The organism is Skermania piniformis, from assembly GCF_019285775.1.
GTDB lineage: Bacteria > Actinomycetota > Actinomycetes > Mycobacteriales > Mycobacteriaceae > Skermania > Skermania pinensis.
In genome coordinates, this window is the sequence record NZ_CP079105.1 from 3,586,329 (window position 1) to 3,604,605 (window position 18,277).

Annotated in this window: 20 protein-coding genes and 1 pseudogene; 9 read left to right on the forward strand and 12 right to left on the reverse strand. The window is 69.5% G+C overall.

The window, feature by feature from the left end; all coding sequences use genetic code 11:
* Positions 1-46: 46 nt before the first annotated feature.
* The 6 genes from pstB to KV203_RS16715 form a co-directional block, all read right to left on the reverse strand.
* Positions 47-823: a phosphate ABC transporter ATP-binding protein PstB gene (gene pstB, locus KV203_RS16690; RefSeq protein ID WP_066474003.1), complete on the reverse strand. Its 777-nt coding sequence runs from the start codon at positions 821-823 to the stop codon at positions 47-49.
* Positions 824-870: 47 nt separating this feature from the next.
* Entirely contained in the window at positions 871-1,794 is a 924-nt protein-coding gene (gene pstA / locus KV203_RS16695) for a phosphate ABC transporter permease PstA (RefSeq protein WP_066474097.1), read from the reverse strand.
* Between the two features lie 31 nt (positions 1,795-1,825).
* On the reverse strand, positions 1,826-2,878 hold the full coding sequence (gene pstC, locus KV203_RS16700; RefSeq protein WP_066474006.1) for a phosphate ABC transporter permease subunit PstC: 1,053 nt from the start codon (positions 2,876-2,878) through the stop codon (positions 1,826-1,828).
* Positions 2,879-2,928: 50 nt separating this feature from the next.
* On the reverse strand, positions 2,929-4,056 hold the full coding sequence (gene pstS / locus KV203_RS16705; RefSeq protein WP_066474009.1) for a phosphate ABC transporter substrate-binding protein PstS: 1,128 nt from the start codon (positions 4,054-4,056) through the stop codon (positions 2,929-2,931).
* Between the two features lie 190 nt (positions 4,057-4,246).
* Positions 4,247-5,167, reverse strand: a complete 921-nt coding sequence (mshD, locus tag KV203_RS16710) for a mycothiol synthase (protein WP_066474012.1) — start codon at positions 5,165-5,167, stop codon at positions 4,247-4,249.
* Entirely contained in the window at positions 5,164-5,925 is a 762-nt protein-coding gene (locus tag KV203_RS16715) for a winged helix-turn-helix transcriptional regulator (RefSeq protein WP_066474013.1), read from the reverse strand. The genes mshD and KV203_RS16715 overlap by 4 nt, the downstream gene beginning before the upstream one ends.
* A 152-nt stretch (positions 5,926-6,077) precedes the next feature.
* Between KV203_RS16715 and KV203_RS16720 the strand changes: the two genes are divergently transcribed.
* From KV203_RS16720 to KV203_RS16745, 7 genes are all read left to right on the forward strand, one after another.
* Positions 6,078-6,851 carry an LmeA family phospholipid-binding protein gene (locus KV203_RS16720; RefSeq protein WP_066474015.1) on the forward strand — a complete coding sequence of 258 codons (774 nt, stop codon included), beginning with the start codon at positions 6,078-6,080 and terminating at the stop codon, positions 6,849-6,851.
* Between the two features lie 21 nt (positions 6,852-6,872).
* Positions 6,873-7,307, forward strand: a complete 435-nt coding sequence (locus tag KV203_RS16725) for a thioredoxin family protein (protein WP_066474017.1) — start codon at positions 6,873-6,875, stop codon at positions 7,305-7,307.
* A gap of 10 nt (positions 7,308-7,317) precedes the next feature.
* Positions 7,318-7,404 (forward strand): putative leader peptide, encoded by an 87-nt coding sequence (locus KV203_RS20120; RefSeq protein WP_373279258.1) that lies wholly within the window; start codon positions 7,318-7,320, stop codon positions 7,402-7,404.
* Positions 7,405-7,526: 122 nt separating this feature from the next.
* Positions 7,527-8,000, forward strand: a complete 474-nt coding sequence (locus KV203_RS16730) for a DUF4395 domain-containing protein (RefSeq protein WP_246600195.1) — start codon at positions 7,527-7,529, stop codon at positions 7,998-8,000.
* Between the two features lie 46 nt (positions 8,001-8,046).
* On the forward strand, positions 8,047-8,880 hold the full coding sequence (locus KV203_RS16735) for a sulfurtransferase (protein ID WP_066474020.1): 834 nt from the start codon (positions 8,047-8,049) through the stop codon (positions 8,878-8,880).
* A 5-nt stretch (positions 8,881-8,885) separates the two neighbouring features.
* The gene (locus KV203_RS16740; RefSeq protein ID WP_066474103.1) at positions 8,886-9,191 is read left to right on the forward strand and encodes a DUF1416 domain-containing protein; all 306 of its coding nucleotides are present in this window, start codon (positions 8,886-8,888) and stop codon (positions 9,189-9,191) included.
* Positions 9,192-9,351: 160 nt separating this feature from the next.
* A complete protein-coding gene (locus KV203_RS16745) occupies positions 9,352-10,005 on the forward strand; it encodes a heme-binding beta-barrel domain-containing protein (RefSeq protein ID WP_066474022.1) in 654 nt (217 codons plus the stop codon).
* 79 nt (positions 10,006-10,084) lie between these two features.
* On the opposite strand, the gene fadD1 is transcribed toward KV203_RS16745, so the two are convergent.
* Both fadD1 and KV203_RS16755 read right to left on the reverse strand, forming a co-directional pair.
* The gene (gene fadD1 / locus KV203_RS16750; protein ID WP_066474024.1) at positions 10,085-11,662 is read right to left on the reverse strand and encodes a fatty-acid--CoA ligase FadD1; all 1,578 of its coding nucleotides are present in this window, start codon (positions 11,660-11,662) and stop codon (positions 10,085-10,087) included.
* Between the two features lie 109 nt (positions 11,663-11,771).
* Entirely contained in the window at positions 11,772-12,137 is a 366-nt protein-coding gene (locus KV203_RS16755; RefSeq protein WP_246600196.1) for a TfoX/Sxy family protein, read from the reverse strand.
* 216 nt (positions 12,138-12,353) lie between these two features.
* Here KV203_RS16755 and KV203_RS16760 point away from each other — a divergent pair, with 216 nt between their 5' ends.
* Together KV203_RS16760 and KV203_RS20125 are read left to right on the forward strand one after the other, a co-directional pair.
* Entirely contained in the window at positions 12,354-12,602 is a 249-nt protein-coding gene (locus tag KV203_RS16760) for a hypothetical protein (protein ID WP_157079947.1), read from the forward strand.
* A 37-nt stretch (positions 12,603-12,639) separates the two neighbouring features.
* Positions 12,640-12,684: pseudogene (locus KV203_RS20125) on the forward strand (hypothetical protein); the annotation flags it as partial.
* Between the two features lie 118 nt (positions 12,685-12,802).
* Here KV203_RS20125 and KV203_RS16770 read toward each other — a convergent pair.
* The 4 genes from KV203_RS16770 to KV203_RS16785 are packed head-to-tail and all read right to left on the reverse strand — an operon-like array spanning position 12,803 to position 18,276.
* On the reverse strand, positions 12,803-14,305 hold the full coding sequence (locus KV203_RS16770; RefSeq protein WP_066474033.1) for an ATP-binding cassette domain-containing protein: 1,503 nt from the start codon (positions 14,303-14,305) through the stop codon (positions 12,803-12,805).
* A complete protein-coding gene (locus tag KV203_RS16775) occupies positions 14,298-15,857 on the reverse strand; it encodes an ABC transporter ATP-binding protein/permease (protein WP_066474036.1) in 1,560 nt (519 codons plus the stop codon). Before KV203_RS16775 ends, KV203_RS16770 begins: the two co-directional genes overlap by 8 nt.
* Entirely contained in the window at positions 15,854-16,852 is a 999-nt protein-coding gene (cydB, locus tag KV203_RS16780; protein WP_246600197.1) for a cytochrome d ubiquinol oxidase subunit II, read from the reverse strand. Before cydB ends, KV203_RS16775 begins: the two co-directional genes overlap by 4 nt.
* Positions 16,852-18,276: a cytochrome ubiquinol oxidase subunit I gene (locus KV203_RS16785; RefSeq protein ID WP_066474040.1), complete on the reverse strand. Its 1,425-nt coding sequence runs from the start codon at positions 18,274-18,276 to the stop codon at positions 16,852-16,854. The genes cydB and KV203_RS16785 overlap by 1 nt, the downstream gene beginning before the upstream one ends.
* Between the last annotated feature and the right edge of the window lies 1 nt (position 18,277).

The following is an 18,277-nucleotide window of genomic DNA, read 5'->3' on the forward strand; positions in this document are numbered from 1 at the left end:
GAACGGCCGCGCTCCGCGTCGAGTGCGGCCGTTCCGGCGTTTCGGTTCAGCCGAACCGACCCGAAACGTAGTCCTCGGTCGCCGTCCGGCTCGGGTTGGAGAAGATCTTGTCGGTGTCGTCGATCTCCACCAACCGGCCCGGCTTACCGGTGGCCTCGAGATTGAAGAACGCGGTCTGATCACTGACCCGAGCGGCCTGCTGCATGTTGTGGGTCACGATCACGATGGTGAAATCCTGCTTCAGCTCGGTGATCAGATCTTCGATCGCGAGCGTCGAGATGGGATCCAATGCCGAGCACGGCTCGTCCATCAGCAGCACATCCGGCTGCACGGCGATCGCCCGGGCGATGCACAATCGTTGCTGTTGCCCGCCGGACAGCCCGCCGCCGGGTTTGTCCAGCCGATCCTTCACCTCGTTCCAGAGGTTGGCGCCCTTCAGCGAACGCTCGGTGACATCGGCCAGATCGCTCTTGCTCTTCCCGCCCTGCAACTTCAGCCCGGCGACCACGTTGTCCCGAATGGTCATGGTCGGGAACGGGTTCGGCCGCTGGAACACCATTCCGATGGTCCGGCGCACGCCGACCGGGTCGACGCCGGCACCGTAGATGTCTTCCCCGTCGAGCTCGATCGAGCCCGCCACCCGGGCGCCGGGAGTGACCTCGTGCATCCGGTTCAACGACCGCAATACCGTGGACTTGCCGCAGCCGGACGGCCCGATGAACGCGGTGACACTGTGCGGCGGGACCGACAGGGCGACGTCGGCGACCGCGTGGAACTTCCCGTAGTAGATGTTGACGTCTGCGAGGTCGAGGCGCTTCGCCATCGGACTCCTACTTTCGCGTGGGTTGGGCGAATCGTGGGTGGTCGGGCCTACTTCGAGCGCACCGAGGAGAGCCGGCCGACCAGCTTTGCCACCAGGTTGAGCACCGCGATGAGCAGAATCAGGGTCAGCGCCGCACCCCAGACCCGGTTCGAGCCGGCGTCGGTGGCGTTGTTCAGCTCGGCCACCATCACCCCGGGCAACGTGCCCATCTCACCGCTGAACAGGTCGAAGTTGATGAAAGGCGCATAGCCGACCAGGATCAGCAACGGCGCGGTTTCCCCGAGCACCCGGGCCAACGCCAGCATGATGCCGGTGATCATGCCGGGCAGCGCGGTCGGCACGACGATCCGGGCGATGGTCTTCCACTTCGGCACGCCGAGCGCGTAGGACGCCTCCCGCAGATCCTGCGGAACGATCTTCAGCATCTCCTCGGTGCTGCGCACGACCACCGGGACCATCAGCAACACCAGCGCCGACGACACCGCGAACGCCGACTTCGGGAATCCGAAGGTGACCACCCACAGGGCGTAGACGAACAGCGCCGCGACGATCGACGGAACACCGGAGAGGATGTCGACCATGAACGTGGTCAGCCGGCCCAGCCGGCTGCCGGGCGGCGCGTACTCGACCAGATAGATCGCCACGAACACGCCCAGCGGGATCGAGATGATCGCGCAGACCAAGCCCTGCAGCAAGGACCCGGCGATCGCGTGATACACCCCGCCACCGTCGGACGCGGAGGTGAGCCCGGAGAGCGAATGGGTGAACCAGTCCGGGCTGACGACCGCCGGCAAACCTTTCGCCAACACCGTCCACAGCACCCAGACCAGCGGAACCAGGGCGACGACCACGGACAGGGTTACCAATGCGGTAGCCGTGCGGTCGGTGACCCGACGACGTCGGCCGAGACCGTGAACGGTGAGGGTCCGCGCAGCTGCACCCGCCGACGGACGATCGACTGTGTTGTTCACGCCAGGGTTGTTCACGCCAGGGTTGTTCACCTCATGCCTTCTTTCCGGTCACCGCGGCCCGCGCCGCCGCGTTCACCAGGAACGTCAGGACGAACAGCACCAGGCCGGCCGCGATGTAGGCACCGGCCTGGGTCGGATTGTCGAACTCGGCGTAACCGAGCGCGATCTTCGACGCGATGGTGGCGCCGCCGTCGAACAAGCTCCAGCCGAACGGCACCGACGTGGTCCGCACGATCAGGTACAACGCCATCGTCTCGCCGAGGGCCCGGCCGAGGCCGAGCATCGAGCCGCTGATGTAGCCCGATCGCCCGAACGGGATCACCGCGGTCCGGACCACTTCCCAGCGGGTGGCGCCGAGCGCCAGCGCCGCCTCGAGGTGCGATGTCGGTGTCTGCGCGAACACCTCGCGGGTGACCGCGGCGATGATCGGCAGGATCATCACCGCCAGCACGATGCCGGCGGTGAAGATCGTGCCCCCGCCGGCAACCGAACCGGAGCCGTTGGCGAACAACGGGAACCAACCCGCGGTGTCGTTGAGCCACACCGCGACCGGGCTGATCGTGGGGGCCAGCACCAGCAGACCCCACAACCCGTAGACCACCGACGGCACCGCCGCGAGCAGGTCGATGCCGTAGGCCAACGGCCGCGCGAGCTGCGGCCGCGCGTACGCGGTGAGGAAGATCGCGATGCCGAGCGCCACCGGCATCGCGATCACCAGGGCCACCAGCGACACGAGCACGGTCACCTGGAACAGGTCCAGCACACCGAACGCCATCGCCCTCAGGTCGGTGGTATGCCACTCCCTACTGGTGAGGAAGTTCACCTGGTCGATGCGCAGCGCCGGCACCGCGCGCCAGATCAGGAACCCGCCGATCGCGGCGATCAGCACGGTGATGAACACCGCCGAGCCGATCGCCAGCGAACTGAAGATCCGGTCGCCGGGACGGGTGACCGTCCCGGACGCCGGTCGCGCAGGTCGGATCCGCGACACCGGCGGAGGGAGCACGCTGGACGGCTCCTCGACCCCGGCCGAACCGGGCTGGGAAGTGTGCGTGGGCATCGGCCGGATAGGCGCGTCGGTCATCGGATCACGATCCTGTCATCTGCGGATGTCGTTCGGCTGCCGACGCAGAATCAGCCGATGGCCTCGATCGACGCTGCGGCCTTCGCCTTGAAATCATTCGGCAGCGGCACGTATCCGAGCTGTTCGAGTCCGCTCTGACCTTCGTTTACCGCGCTGGTCAGGAACGATTTGACCGCCGCCGACGTGTCGGCGTCGTAGCCCTTCGAGCACACGATCTCGTAGGTGGCCAGGATCAGCGGATAGACACCTGCCGCCTTGGTCTGGTAGGTCGACTTCAGGTCGAGCGCCAGGTTCATGCTGCCTTCGGCCGTGAACTGTGCGCCGGCGATGGCCTTCGACGCGGTGGCCGCGCTCAATTCCACCGGGCCGGCACCGTTGTCGATCTCCGCCGAACGCAGCTTGTTCTGGTCGGCGAAGGACTTCTCCACATAACCGATCGCACCGGGCGTACCGGCAACACTCTGGGCGACTCCGGCCGAGCCCTTGGCACCCTGTCCGACACCGCCCTTGAAATCCGAACCCGCGCCCTGTGTCCATGCCTGCGGCGCTGCCGCAGCCAGATACTGCTGGAAGTTGTCGGTGGTACCGGACGAGTCCGACCGGACGAAGACGGTGATATCGGTGTCCGGCAACGCGACGCCCCGGTTCAGCGCCGCGATCGCGGGGTCGTTCCACTTCGTGATGCCGCCGTTGAAGACCTTGGCCGCGGTCTCGCCATCGAGCACCAGCCGGTCGACGCCCTCGATGTTGTAGGCCAGCGAGATCGGGCCGAACACCAGCGGCAGGTTCCAGGCATCGTTGCCGCCGCAGCGTTGCTTCGCCTGCGCGGCCTGCTCGTCCTTGATCGCCGAGTCGGAGCCGGCGAAATCGATCTGCTCGGCGATGAACTGGGTACGACCGTCGCCGGAGCCGCTGGGATTGTAGGCGACGTTCACCTTCTTCCCCTTGGCCGAGCAGGCCGAAATATAGGCGGCGGTGAACGAATCCATGGCGTTTTTCTGCGCCGACGAGCCCGCACCGGACAGATTCTCCTTGCCGGTGCAGCTCGCCGAGGACTCGGCAGCCGTCGACCCACCGCTCGTCCCGGTCGACGAGTTGTTGTCGCTGCCACAGCCGGCCAGGGTCACGGCACCGACGGCGAACGCGCCGAGCAGTGCGCTGCTGCGCTCGAGTTTCACGCTTGATCCTCCGCGATCACGCCGATCGGGCTGCGCGGTCGCAGCCCGACGGTGATGAGGTGTCGGCACGATCCGTATTGCGGACCCGAGCCACACACCGGGCGACCGTTGCCACCCACGCCGAAAGGTAGGAGCGCCCGATGGCCGCATAGACGCGGCTATCCGAACGGCGCGTGAACAGCCGGTTTAATTACCCCGATTGTCCTGATTGCCCGGTCTCCGACGGGTTGTCCGACGGTACGGCGTAGGCCACGTCGACGTGACTACGGTGAAATCCGAGCCGATCGTAGGTTCGGACTGCGGCGATGTTGTCCGCCTCGGTGTACAACATCGCCGAAGCCAGACCCGCGGTACGTAGATGGTGCAAGCCGGCGAGGGTGAGCACCCGCCCCAGACCGCGACCCTGCGCCGACGGATCCACCCCGACGATGTAGACCTCGCCCTCGGGCGGCTCGGTAGGGTGCCGTTTGGTCCAATGGAAACCGAGCACCGCACCGGCCGAGTCGGTCGCGATGAACAACCCGTTCGGATCGAACCACGCCTGGGCCCGGCGGATCTCCAGCTCTCGCTCGGTCCATCCGCCCTGCTCCGGGTGCCAGAAGAACGCCGCATTGTTCACCCGCAGCAGCTGCGCGTCGTCGCGCGGGCCACGGTAGGTGCGCAGCTCGATACCGTCCGGAACCTCCAGCCGGGGCAGCCCGGCATCCAGCTCCCGGCGCATCTGGAGCAACTCGCGCACGACGACCAGACCCAGCCGAGCAGCGACCGCCCGGGCCGGCGGCAGGTCCCCGTGCGCCCAGACCCGAGTGCCCGGACCACCGGCGACCAGCGCCTGACGGACCAGGTCGGTACCGATCCCGCGACCCCGGGCCTGCGGTGCCGTGACCACCTCGGCCATCGGCGGGTGCTCGCCCCGGGCCGGCGCGAGATTGGCATAGCCGGCCAGCACGCCGTCGGCGAACCGGACCGAGTGCCGGGCCGAGTCCGGCAACTCCAACGAATGCAGAACCTGTTCGGAGACCGGCGCAACACCGTCCGCGGCGGTCGCCGCCGCCACCAGCTCGCGTACCGGGCCGACCAACGCCGGGTCGGCGGACACCCAGCCGGTCATCCGGCCGGCTCGCTCGCGTAATCGGCGCCGGCCGCCGGCACCTCGCCCGCCTGCGTCTCGCCTGCCACGTCATCGACCCCGTCAGCGGGTCGCGCCGTCTGTCGCACCGCCTTGTACCCCACGTTACGTACCGTACCGATCAGCGACTCGTGCTCGCTCCCGAGTTTCGCCCGCAATCGCCGCACATGTACGTCGACCGTTCGGGTGCCACCGAAGAAGTCGTAGCCCCACACCTCCTGCAGCAACTGCGCCCGGGTGAAGACCCGGCCCGCGTGCTGGGCGAGATACTTCAGCAACTCGAATTCCTTGTAGGTGAGGTCCAGCGGCCGCCCACGCAATCGGGCGGTATAGGTCGCTTCGTCGATCACCAACTCGCCGAGCGCGATCTTGCCGGCGTTCGCCGAGTTCGCGGCGCCGGCCCGGCCGACCAGCAGCCGCAGCCGGGCGTCGATCTCGGCGGGCCCGGTGCCCGGTAACAGGATGTCGTCCAGACCCCAGTCCGGGGTGACCGCCACGAGGCCCCCTTCGGTGAGTACCGCCACCACCGGCACCGCCGATCCGGTGCTGCCCAGCAGTCGGCAGAGCCCGCGGGCGGCAGCCAGGTCGGTGCGCGCGTCGACCAGCGCCACATCGGCGCCACCCGCCTCGAGCAACGACGACACATCCGACGGCACCGGCTGTACCGTATGAGCGAGCAGGCTCAACGCCGGCAGCACCGCATCGGGGTCCGGATCGGAGGTCAGGAGCAAAAGGTCCATCCGACCCCTCCGATCGTGCAGTAGCGCCGACTCTTCGTGACACCGTTACCGGCCGGCATCGCTGCACAGATTAGCGTGCAGCCGCAGTTGAGGCCGACTGCACGCGCGCCGCGCCGATCGGTCCCGACCCGCCGATCGGTAAGAATGGGTTCGTGCGCAAACTCCTGGTCGTCCTCGTCGGACTGCTGACACTGGGCGTCCTGGCCGACTTCGCCGCGGCGACCTGGACCGAATATCAGGTCTCGCGGCAGCTGCGCGCGGGCGGGCGGCTCGGCGCGGACCCGGAGGTCACCATCCACGGCTTCCCCTTCGTCGTCCAGGCCGCCCAAGGCCGATTCCGCAATGTGGAGATCCGGGCGCGCGGAGTACGTACCGGCCCGCTCGGCGAGACCCGGCTGGAGGCGAATCTGGAGGGTGTCCGGTTCCGCACCGCCGACCTCGTCGACCACCGGGTTCGGACCGTGCCGGTAGATCGGCTCTACGGCCGCGTTCGGATCGACGCGACCGCACTCGGCCGCCTGTTCGGCATCCCCGACCTGCAGGTTTCCCAGCCTCCGGACAAGCCGCCGCGGCCCGCCGGGCCGACCGTCCCGGACAGCACCGTGGACACGTTGATCCTCACCGGGACTGTGCCGGTCGGCGGTACCCCGGTCGCGACCAGCGTCCGGGCCGACGTGCTGCTGGAGAACGGCCGCGTCCGGGTCATCGCCCGGTCGATCCAGACCGATCCGGGCGGCTCCGCCGAACCAGCCGTAGGGCAGTCCGCCGAGGCGGCCGTGCTCGGCTTGTTCAGCCACGAGATCGACACCCGCCAGCTGCCGTTCGGCGTGGTGCCGACCCGAGTGGCCGCGGAGGGCGCGCAGATCGTCGTCGAGGGCAAGGCGACCGACGTCCAGATCGATCTCGACCAGCTGCAATCCGCCTGAACCGCCGGGAGCTCCATCGCCATGACCGCTCTTTCGATCCTGCTCGTCGTCGTCGCCGCGGCGGTGCTCGTCGGCCTCGTCCAGCGCCGCCGCTCCGGCCGACTCCGGGTGACCGCACCGTCCGGTCCGCAACGATCGGAACTGCTCGCCACCGCGGGCGTCGCCGCCGGCCGACCCGCGGTACTGCACTTTTCCGCCGACTGGTGCGCGCCGTGCGCCGCGGTCCGCACCGTGGTAAGCCAAGCGGTCACCGAACTGGCCGACCAGCCCAACCCACCGGCCGACATCGAACTCGACATCGATCGAAACCCCTCGCTGGCAAAGGAGCTGGGAGTTCTGTCGCTGCCCACCACCTTCATCTTCGACGCCGAGTTGATCGAGCGCTTCCGGATCTCCGGGGTGCCGGCCGTGGCCGACCTGCGCTCAGCTTTGAGCCCACTCAGCCGCAAAGGGTAGGATCGGTTCCGTGGAACGCCGCCACGAACCGTTGCTGACCAAGCGCCGCACAGTCGATCTGTGCCGCCTCGGCGGCTGCTGTTGCCTCTGCTTCTGATTGCCGTCGGGCCGCTCGGCCCGTTCGACCGCCGATCGTGGCGGGACGTCATCGATATCGATACGGCATGGCGTCGGGCTCGACGCCTCCGGTTGTTTCCTTATCCGATCAGGAGCAGTTCTGTGTCCATCTCGTCTATCCCCGATTCCCCCGCGCGCCCGGCCACAGACCGGGTCGACGTCCGTGGCCCTCGCTTCGCCGCCTGGATCACCACCGCCGTGCTCGTGTCCGTGCTGCTCGTCTCGACCGTCTCCAGTGGCGTCGCCGGCGCCATCCTGGCCGCACAGGCCGTCGTCTTCGCCGTCGGTGCCGCGCGTGGTCCGCGGCACCATCCCTACGGCCGGGTCTTCGCGACCATGGTGGCGCCGCGGCTGAGCCCGCCTACCGAGTGGGAACCGGCCGCACCGCTGAGGTTTGCCCAGTTGGTCGGTTTCGTCTTCGCCGCGGTCGGCGTGCTCGGCTTCGCGCTCGGCTCTCCGGTCGGCCTCGTCGCCACCGGCGGCGCCCTGTTCGCCGCCCTGCTCAATGCCGCCTTCGGCATCTGCCTCGGCTGCCAGGCGTATCCGCTGTTCGTCCGGCTGCGCTCGGCTGGCTGATCCGGCGCGACATCGACTTTCCCACCGAACATCGAAAGGAACATATATGGCTCGCTCCGACGTCCTGGTCTCCGCCGACTGGGCCGAAGAGAACCTGAACACCCCCGGGACCGTCTTCGTCGAGGTCGACGAGGACACCGCCGCCTACGACGGCGGGCACATCGAGGGTGCGGTGAAGCTCGACTGGCGCACCGACCTGCAAGATCCGGTCCGGCGCGATTTCGTCGACGCCGACCGGTTCGGTGCGTTGCTGTCCGAGCGCGGCATTGCCAACGACGACCAGGTGGTGCTCTACGGCGGCAACAACAACTGGTTTGCCGCGTATGCGTACTGGTACTTCAAGCTGTACGGCCACGACAACGTGAAGCTGCTCGACGGCGGCCGCAAGAAGTGGGAGTTGGACGGCCGCCCGCTGTCCACCGCCGCGGTGAGCCGGCCGGCCACCGAGTACAAGGCCGGTGCGCCGGACAACTCGATCCGGGCGTTCCGGGACGAGACGGTAGCGGCGATCGGCAACCAGAACCTGGTCGACGTCCGTTCCCCCGACGAGTTCTCCGGCAAGATCTTGGCGCCGGCGCACCTGCCGCAGGAGCAGTCGCAGCGACCCGGCCATATCCCGGGTGCGCTCAACGTCCCGTGGAGCAAGGCAGCCAACGAAGACGGCACGTTCCGCTCCGACGACGAGCTGACCGAGATCTACCACGCCGCCGGCCTGGACGGCTCGAAGGCGACCATCGCCTACTGCCGGATCGGCGAGCGCTCCAGCCACACCTGGTTCGTGCTGCATGAGCTGCTCGGCCACACCGATGTCAAGAACTACGACGGGAGCTGGACCGAATACGGCTCGCTCGTAGGTGTTCCGATCGAATTGGGAGCGTGATCGTCATGTGTGCTGCACCGACCCAGGGCCAGAACCTGCCGGCCGGCGTCGACGTGGAGAAGGAAACCGTGATCAGCGGCCGGGTGCTCGGCGACGACGGCCATCCGGTCGGTGGCGCGTTCGTGCGGCTGCTGGACGGCTCGGGCGAGTTCACCGCCGAGGTCGTCTCCTCCGGCACCGGTGATTTCCGGTTCTTCGCCGCGCCCGGGGCGTGGACCGTACGGGCGCTCTCGTCGTCCGGCAACGGCACCGCCCAGATCCAACCGGAAGGCAACGGCGTCCACACCGTGGACGTGCTGGTCTCGGCCTGAACCGACCCCGAGATCATTACGGCCCCGGCACGATTGATTCGTGCCGGGGCCGTAGACTCGGCAGGATGGTCCTCGTCTTCGAAATCCTCCTGGTGCTTGCGGCTGTCGCCATCACCTGGTTCGGCCTGTACGTGGTCTATCGCCTGGTCACCGACGAGTCGTGAGTACCGAAGAGCCCGCCGAGTCGGCGCAGACCAACGCCGCCGTATCGCAAGCCGCTGAACGAGCCAAGCTGACCGGCGGCCGGAACCTACCGGCACTTCCCGACCTGCCGATCCCCGCCGACACCGCAAATCTGCGTGAGGGCGCCGACCTGAACCACGCGCTGCTCGCCTTGCTGCCGATGGTCGGCGTTTGGCGCGGCACCGGCGAGGGTAGCGACCCCGAGCGGGGCGACTACCACTTCGGCCAGCAGATCGTCGTATCCCATGACGGCCGGGACTACCTGAGCTGGGAATCACAGACCTGGGTGCTCGACGAGGCCGGCGACTATGCCGGACAAGACCTGCGGGAGAGCGGCTTCTGGCGGGTCAACACCGGCGACGGCACCCCGGACGAGGAACAGTTGGAGCTGCTGTTATCCCACAGCGACGGCGTGGTCGAGCTGTACTACGGGCTAGCGCTGAACCAGTCGTCCTGGGAGATCGCCACCGACGTGGTGATCCGCAGCCGGTCCGGCGCGGTGATCGGCGGCGCCAAGCGGCTGTACGGCATCGTCGACGGCGGGGACCTGGCCTACGTGGAGGAGCGGGTCGTCGCCGACGGGCCGCTGCGGCCCCGGCTGTCGGCCCGGCTGCAGCGCTACATCGGCTGATTCGCTGCGGTCGGACACCGAGAACGCGGCCGATCCGGCGATATCCGCGACCGGGACGTGGTGTCCCCGGCCGTAGCGCTTACTGCGCGCTGGGCAGGTAGTCGCCGTCGCGCCGGCGCACCCACAGCACGCCGTCACCCGCGGTCGCCCCGGCCAGCTTCAGCTCCCGTTTGAGGATCTTGTTCGTCGCGGTGCTCGGCAGGTCGGCGGCGATCCGGACGTAGCGGGGCCACGCCTTCGGCGAAAGGTCTGCCTGCGCACCGAGGAACTCGGCGAATGCAGCCGGGGTCAGCTCGGCGTCGGCGCGCAGCACCAGCGCGGCCATCACCGCGTCGCCGACCTGCCCGTCCGGTACGCCGTACACCGCGACCCGGCTGAGCCCGGGCAGCCGGGTCAGGATCCGTTCGATCGGCCCGGCGGCGAGGTTTTCCCCGTCCACCCGCATCCAGTCCGCGGTCCGCCCGGCCAGATAGATCCAGCCGTCCCGGTCCCGGTAGCCGAGATCGCCGGACCAGTACATCTGCCCGCGCATTCGCTCGGCGGTCGCCGCGTCGTCGTTGTAGTAGCCGGCGAACAGGCCACCGCCGCCGGTGTTGACGATCTCGCCGATCGCCTCGTCGGCGTTGGTCAGCGCACCATGCTCGTCGAACTCGGCTGCGGCACACTCGGTCCCGGTCGCCGAGCGGTACACCGCCACACCGGGAAAGCCCTTGCCGATCGAGCCGGGCGGGGTGCCGGGTTCGCGGGTGATGATCACCGCCAGTTCGGTCGAGCCGTAGCCGTCCCACACGGTGCAGTCGAACCGCCGGCCGAACTCGTCGATGTCGCGGTCGCTGGCCTCGTTCCCGAACGCCACCCGTAGCGGGTTGTCGGCGTCGTCGGGGCGTTCCGGGGTGGCCAGCAGGTACGCCAGAGGTTTGCCGACGTAATTCATGTAGGTCGCACCGTACCGGCGGATATCGGCGAGGAATCCGGTGGCGGAGAACTTGGCCGGTGCGATCGCTGCGCCGGCGCCGATCGCCACGCTGTACCCACCGAGGATCGCCGCCGAGTGGAACAGCGGCATCGAGAGATAGCACACGTCGTCGGCGCCCAGGCCGAACCGATCGATCAACGGCGGACCGGCGAACGGCAACATCAGGTGCGGTAGCCGAACCGGTTTCGGATTACCGCTGGTGCCCGAGGTGAAGATGAGCATGAACGGGTCCATTGCGGTGGGCACGCGCAGCGGGGTCAGCGCGCCTGCGCCGGCGACCAGGTCGGCCCATTCGGCCGAAGTGGTGTCGAAGACCCGGACACCGGGGAGCTCCAGCCCGTCCAGCAGCGGCCGATGCTCGGCATCGACCAGCAGCAGCTGGACATCCGCGCGCGCGATGTCGGCGGTCAGCGCGGCGCCGCGGCGGGTGTCGTTCAGGCCGACGGTGACGTATCCGCCGAGCGCGCCGGCCGCCAGGGCGGTGAGCATGTCCGGCGTGTTGCCGAGCAGGGTGCCGACGTGCACCGGCCGCGCCGGGTCGGCCACCGAGAGCAGCGCCGCCGCCCACCGGCGTGCCTCCGCGACGTGCTCACGCCAGGTCCAGGAGCGGTCCTGCCAGAGAATCGCGACGCCGTCGTCGTCGCTGCGAGCTTCGAGCAGAGCGGTCACCGTGTCGGCCATGACTCAAATCTAGAACGTGTTCGCCGGGCTGAGAACAGATTGGACGAACTCTCCACCAGGGCTTTTATCACGCGGCACCGCCGCCTGCGAACGGCCGTCCGGCGGTAGTTCATCCATGTAAAGCGTTGTGCGCCAAGGCGATATCGATCCACTCGGCCAGATCCGCGTCGCCGGCGATCGCGCTCTCGGCGACGCCGATCCAGCCGGTGCCCATCGATCGGCCCGCACCCATCTCCGGCCGGTATGCTCCAGGCCGGGTGAGCAGCTCGGCGTCGCGATCGTCGGGTACCCGGACCAGCAGATCGCCGCTGCGCCGGGCGTGCACGATCATCTTCTCGCGCACCATGAACGCGGTGCCGCCGAACATCCGGGCCTCCCGGAACGGGAGGCCGTCGGCGAGGATCGCCCGGATCCGCGGGACGAGGTCCACCGTGGCGGAGCTCATGCCGCCGGTGCGGTCGTGGTCATATGCCACTCCTCTGTTCGTCCGGGAGAAGCGGACATCGGGATGGAAGCTGGCCGCATTCGAACGCAACCACGCGCTATACAACATCATGCGACGAGCTGATACGCCGCGCCCCGCTAAGGAGGAACTGCGCGCCTACATCCCGGCCAACGTCCCGATGCCGCCCGACCTCCCCTGAACCGGCAAAGCGCGCCATGATGCACTGTAAGTGATGGGGTGATAGGCATGAGTTACAAGTATTTCGCCGATGACGACTACGCCGTGTATCGGGTCGACGCGGCAGCGCCGGACGAGGGGCTCGCGCCGGCGGAGAGGTTCTCGGGCGCCACCTCGGAGTGGTTTCCGCTGCTCTACGCGCAGCGGGATCCGCAGTGTCTCGCCGCAAAGATGATGAACGGGGACGTGCAGCAGGTGAGCGAGCGGGAAGCGTTACGGGTGTGTGAAGTGATCCGCGTCCGGGACACCCAACCTTAAGCGCAGCGGCCCTGACCTCCTGGTGTTGTCTGAGGTGGTGCTGATCTGGGCGCAAGCCCGGAACACCACAATCGGTTTTCGCAACGCGCTGCCGTGGCGCATCCCGGAAGACCTGGCACAGGTCACACGCCGCCGGCTGCGGCCGGACATCGTCCAGGTAGGAGCGCACCGCGGCCAGACCGTCGATCCGGACGACGCAATCACAAGTGAATGCTTGTACTCATATCCATGCGGAGGACCCGATCGGCCCGGTGATCCGGCGGGAGCTGGTGGGTCACCAGCACCACGCCCCGCTCGGCCGCCACCAGCCCGCTTTCCCGATCCAGTAAGGCGCGCACAAGGTCCGCGCCCTGCTCGGCGTCCAGGTGCTCGGTCGGCTCGTCCAGCAGCAGGATCTGCGCCGGGGCGAGCAGTGCGCGGGCCAACAGCAGTCGGCGTCGCTGCCCCCCGGACAGGGCGGCGGCACCGCCGATCAGATCGGTATCCAGCCCGTCCGGCAGCTCGGCGACCCAGCCGCCGAGCCCGACGGCGGTCAGGGCCCGGACCGCCTCGGCCGGGGTGACGTCGCCGCGCCCGACCCGCAGGTTCTCCAGCACCGAGGTTTCGAATACGTGCGCGTCCTCGGCGAAGAAGGTGGCGCCGGGCTGCTGCTCGGCCAGCCCGAGCAGCAGCGTGGTCTTGCCGCTGCCGCTGGGCCCGACGATCGCCACCCGGCAGCCGACCGACACCTCCGGCAACTCCACCGGGCGCCGGCCGCTCACCGGGAGCAACGGCGCCGGCGCCCGGATCGCGACCAGCGCCTGCGCAGCTGCCGGTAGCTGACCGACCGCCTCGAACGCGGCCAGCGGAAACAGCATCAGCACGACGAGCGCAGTGGGCCGCACCTCGGTCAGCGGCACCGTGGTCATCGCGTACCCGATCCACAGCACCGTCAGGATCACCGCCCCTTGCGCCGCCGGCACCACCGCGGCGGCATAGGCCGAGCGCGCCCGGGCCCGCTGCTGTCGCCGGCCGGCCCGCTCCCGGGCCCCGGCTGCCTGGGCCACCACCTCGGTCAGCCGGCCACCGACCCGCAACTCGGCCGCATGGTCGAGCGCCAGCGCGGCCCGGCCGGCCGCGGTTGCCCGATCGACCGCTGCGGCCTGTTCGGCGGCGCGACTCGCGCGCGCGCCGGCGATCGGGCCGAGCGCCCCGGACAGGACCAAGCCGGCCAGCAACGCCGCCGCAGCCGGTAGCGAGATCGCCGCCAGCAGCGCGACCGCCGCGAGGGACGTGATCGCGGCGACCACGATCGGTACGGCGGCCCGCACCACCAGCGCAGTCAGCTCGTCGATGTCGCGACCGAACCGAAGCACCAGCTCGCCGCGGTCGAGGGCGACGACCGAACCGGGATCGGCCGCGGCGAGGCGCCGGTACCGATCTACCCGTAGGTCGGTCGCCCCACGCAACGCCAGGTCGTGCGATACCAATCGTTCGGCGTATCGCAGCCCACCGCGGGCCAACCCGAGCGCCCGTACCGCGACGACCGCGACGGTCAGCTCCAGCACCGGCGGCATCTGCCACGCCCGCGCGATCAGCCAGGCAGCGACCGCGGCCAGGCCGAGCGCACTCAGCTGCGCGCCTACCCCGAGCACCAGCACCAGCAGCGCGCGGCCCGGGCGAGCACGCAGCAGTTCGAGCGCGGACCGGAGCGACTCAACCATCAATGACCATCCCGACACCAGGGACTACGGCATCACCAGGAACTACGGCGATCACCTCGTCGGCCGCCGCCAGCACGGCCGGGCGATGTCCGATCAACACCACCGTCGCGCCGGCCCGGGCCCGCTCGCGCAGCGCGGCGAGGACCGCCGCCTCCCGCTCGTCGTCCAGATGCGCGGTCGGTTCGTCGAGCAGCAGCACCGGCGCGTCCGCGGCGAGCACCCGGTCGAGCGCGAGCCGCTGCCGCTCGCCGAGCGAGAGCTCGGTCCGGTCGAGCAGGTCGATCGCGGTCCCGGCGGCGGCCGGCAGCACGGTCGGCCGCTGCGGTAACCAGGCCACCCGCGACCACCACCAGTCCAGGTCCAGTTCCGGCAGCGGGACGCCGTCGACCAGCACCCGGCCGCGGTCCGGCGCGAGCAGGCCGAGGGCGACGTCGAACGCGGTGGACTTGCCGGCACCGTTGCCGCCGGTGAGCACGGTGACCCGGCCCGGCCGGGCGAGCGCCGTGAGCCCGGCCGGCGCCATACCGGACCGACCGGCCACCGCCACGTCCTGCCACTGCAGGACACCCAGCGGCACCTCCGGCCGACCGGTCCCGGACGCCGCACCGGCGGGCACCGCGAGCAGCGCATAGGCCGAGTCCAGGGCGGCGAGCCCGTCCTCGGCGGCGTGGTATCGCTCGCCCAGCGTGCGGAGCGGCCGGTACGCCTCGGGTGCCAGGATCAGTGCGACCAGTGCCGCCTGCAGCCCGACCTCGCCGAACACCAGGCGCATGCCGATCCCGACCGCGACCAGCGCGACCGACAGCGTCGCCACCAGCTCCAGCACCAGCGCGGACAGGAACGCGATCCGTAAGCCGCCGAGCGCGGTCTGCCGGTAGGCGGCACCGAGTTCGGCGATCCGGGCGGCGGGCCCACCCGCGCGGTTCAGCGCCCGCAACGTGGGCAGGCCGGCGACCAGGTCCAGGGTGCGGCCGGACAGTCGGGTCATCCGGTCCAGCGTGGCGGCCGCCCGGCCGCGGGTGAGCAGCCCGATCAGCACCATGAACACCGGGATCAGCGGCAGGGTCACCAGCACGATGGCCGCCGACATCAGGTCGGCACGGGCGATGCCGACGAGCACGACCGGCGGCACCAGCACCGCCGCCAGCAAGGCCGGCAGATAGCCGGACAGATAGGGACGCAGCGCCCGCAGCCCGGTCGTGACGAGCACCGTCGCCCGCGTCCGGGTGCGCTCCAGCTCGCGTGGGGCCAGCGTGACGACGTGCTGTAGCACCCGGTTTTCCAGCTGGTCGATCACCGTATCCGCGGCACGGTCGCCCTGCCGGTTGCCGGCCAGGGTCAGCCCGACCCGCAGCCCGAGCGCCACCACCAACGCGACCAGGTCGGCGCCCTCGGGTGCGGTCCGCGCCACGATCGCCGACACGGCCGCCGCCGCCGTGGTCGCCACGATCACGATCGCTACTGCGTCGAGCACCGCGAGCAGCGTGCTGTACCCCAGGTGCACCCGAACCGCGGCGGAGTCCCGGAGCAGCCGCGGATCGACCGGCTTCATCTCGGTCCGGCCGAGATCCGCCGGCGGAAGACGTAATAGGTCCAGCCCTGGTACAGCACCACCACCGGCGCGCCGATCGCGGCGAGCCAGCCGAGCACCCGCAGCGTGTAGGGCGAGGAGGCGGCGTCGGCAACGCTCAGGTCGTATTGCCCGCCGAGGGTCGACGGCAGCACGTTCGGCCAGAGCGCGGTGAACATCAGCGCGGCGAGGCCCGCTACGGCCACCGTGGTGGCGGCGAACGCCCAACCGTCCCGACCCCGCCGCGCGGCAATCCCGGCAAGCCCGACTGCGAGCACACTGCCGACGGCGAGCGGCCAGGTGACCGCCCGGCCGAACTCCAGCTGGGTCCAGCCGACGAACGCCACGACGATCGCACCGACCGGCAGCGTCAGCCGGCGGACCAGCCGCACCGCGTCGGCACGCACCGAATCGGCGGTCTTCAGGGCCAGGAAGGTCGCGCCGTGCAGCGCGAACAGCGCCACGAACGTCGCCCCGCCGAGCAGCGCGTAGCCGCCGAACAGTGCACCAAACCGATCGGCTACCCGGCCGTCGGCGCCCACCGCGACGCCGCGCAACAGGTTGGCCAGCACCAGTCCCCAACCGAATGCCGTTGTCCACGAGGAGATTTCGATCACCAGGTCACATCGCGCCCGCCAGCGCGGCGCATCGACCTTGCTCCGGTATTCGAGCGCGCACACCCGCACGATCAGCGCGAGCAGCACCAGCAGAATCGGCAGGTACATGCCGGAGAACAGGCCCGCGTACCAGGCCGGGAAGGCGGCGAACATCGCCCCGACGGCGGTGATCAGCCACACCTCGTTGCCGTCCCAGACCGGGCCGATGGTCGCCATGATCGCAGCCCGGCGCTCGTCGGTGTCGGCGCGACCGCGCCGGCCGAGTACCGGCAGCAGCATGCCGACGCCGAAGTCGAAACCCTCCAGGATCAGGTAGCCGGTGAACAGCACCGCCACCGCGACGAACCAGACGTCGGCCATCATGCGTCCTTGTCTGCGAACGAGAGCCGCTCGGCGACCGGGTCGGGTGGAGCGACCGCGGGATCCGGCAGACCGGCCCGGATGAAGCGTCGCTGCAGGTAGAGCCAGACGATCCCGAGGACCGCGTAGACCACCGTGAACGCGATCAACGAGGTGAGCACGATGCCGGCGCTGTGGTCGGACACGGCCTGGGCGACGGTCAACCGCAGCAGCGGATCGCCGGTCGGATTGGGCGCGACCACCCAGGGCTGACGGCCCATCTCGGTGAACACCCAGCCGGCACTGTTGGCCAGGAACGGCGTCGGCAACGCGAGCAGACAGAGCAGCGCGAACCAGCGTTGCCGGGGAAGCCGGCCCCGACGGGTCAGCCACAGCCCGGCCAACGCCAGTGCACCGGCACCGGCGGACAGACCGATCATCACTCGGAACGACCAGTAGGTGACGAAGAGGTTGGGCCGATAGTCGCCTGCCCCGAACTTCTGCTCGTACTCCTGCTGCAGATCGACCACCCCGGCCAGCTCGACGCCGGACAGCTTGCCCTCGGCCAGCCAGGGCAGCACGCCGGGGAGCTCTATCAGGTGGGTCACGCTGTCGCAGTTGTTGTGCGTACCCACCGTGAGCACCGAGAACTCCGGGTCCACGCCGCCGTGGCACAGCGATTCGGCCGAGGCCATCTTCATCGGCTGCTGCTGGAACATCAGCTTGCCCTGGGTGTCGCCGGTCAGGACGACACCGATTCCGGCGGCGACGATCACGACCGCGCCCAGCCGCACGACCGGGCGCCAGACCGGGTCGCCGGAGCGGACCAGCCACCAGCCGGCAACCCCCGCGACGAAGACCCCCGCGGTGAGCCACGCACCGGCCACGGCGTGCGGGAACGCGGCGAGCGCGGTGTTGTTGCCGAGCAGCGCACCGAGGTCGGTCAGCTCGGCGCGGCCGGTCTCCGGGTTGTACCGGGCGCCGACCGGATGTTGCATGAACGAGTTGGCCGCGATGATGAAGTACGCGGAGGCACTCACCCCGACTGCGACCAGCCAGATCGTGGCGAGGTGGATCCACTTGGGTAGCCGATCGCGGCCGAAGATCCACAGTCCGAGAAAAGTCGATTCGAGAAAGAAGGCGACCAGGCCCTCCAGCGCGAGCGGTGCGCCGAAGACGTCGCCGACGAATCGGGCGTACTCGCTCCAGTTCATCCCGAACTGGAATTCCTGCACGATCCCGGTGGCGACGCCGAGCGCGAAATTGACCAAGAAGAGGGTGCCGAAGAACCGGGCCATCCGGTCCCAGTGCGCGGCGCCGGTGACCGTATAGACGGTCTGCATCCCGGCGACCAGCGGGGCCAGACCGATGGTCAGCGGGACGAACAGGAAGTGGTAGACGGTGGTGATGCCGAACTGCCACCGCGAGATGTCCAGCACGCTCATC

Excerpts from the sequence above, each read along its gene's own strand:
- cydB (WP_246600197.1), bottom strand. The coding sequence starts at position 16,852 with ATGGCCGACGTCTGGTTCGTCGCGGTGGCGGTGCTGTTCACCGGCTAC.
- pstC (WP_066474006.1), bottom strand. The coding sequence starts at position 2,878 with ATGACCGACGCGCCTATCCGGCCGATGCCCACGCACACTTCCCAGCCC.
- KV203_RS16715 (WP_066474013.1), bottom strand. The coding sequence starts at position 5,925 with ATGGACCTTTTGCTCCTGACCTCCGATCCGGACCCCGATGCGGTGCTG.
- KV203_RS16770 (WP_066474033.1), bottom strand. The coding sequence starts at position 14,305 with ATGGTTGAGTCGCTCCGGTCCGCGCTCGAACTGCTGCGTGCTCGCCCG.
- KV203_RS16735 (WP_066474020.1), top strand. The coding sequence starts at position 8,047 with ATGGCTCGCTCCGACGTCCTGGTCTCCGCCGACTGGGCCGAAGAGAAC.
- pstB (WP_066474003.1), bottom strand. The coding sequence starts at position 823 with ATGGCGAAGCGCCTCGACCTCGCAGACGTCAACATCTACTACGGGAAG.
- KV203_RS16740 (WP_066474103.1), top strand. The coding sequence starts at position 8,886 with ATGTGTGCTGCACCGACCCAGGGCCAGAACCTGCCGGCCGGCGTCGAC.
- KV203_RS16785 (WP_066474040.1), bottom strand. The coding sequence starts at position 18,276 with ATGAGCGTGCTGGACATCTCGCGGTGGCAGTTCGGCATCACCACCGTC.
- KV203_RS16725 (WP_066474017.1), top strand. The coding sequence starts at position 6,873 with ATGACCGCTCTTTCGATCCTGCTCGTCGTCGTCGCCGCGGCGGTGCTC.
- KV203_RS16760 (WP_157079947.1), top strand. The coding sequence starts at position 12,354 with ATGAGTTACAAGTATTTCGCCGATGACGACTACGCCGTGTATCGGGTC.
- KV203_RS16775 (WP_066474036.1), bottom strand. The coding sequence starts at position 15,857 with ATGAAGCCGGTCGATCCGCGGCTGCTCCGGGACTCCGCCGCGGTTCGG.
- fadD1 (WP_066474024.1), bottom strand. The coding sequence starts at position 11,662 with ATGGCCGACACGGTGACCGCTCTGCTCGAAGCTCGCAGCGACGACGAC.
- mshD (WP_066474012.1), bottom strand. The coding sequence starts at position 5,167 with ATGACCGGCTGGGTGTCCGCCGACCCGGCGTTGGTCGGCCCGGTACGC.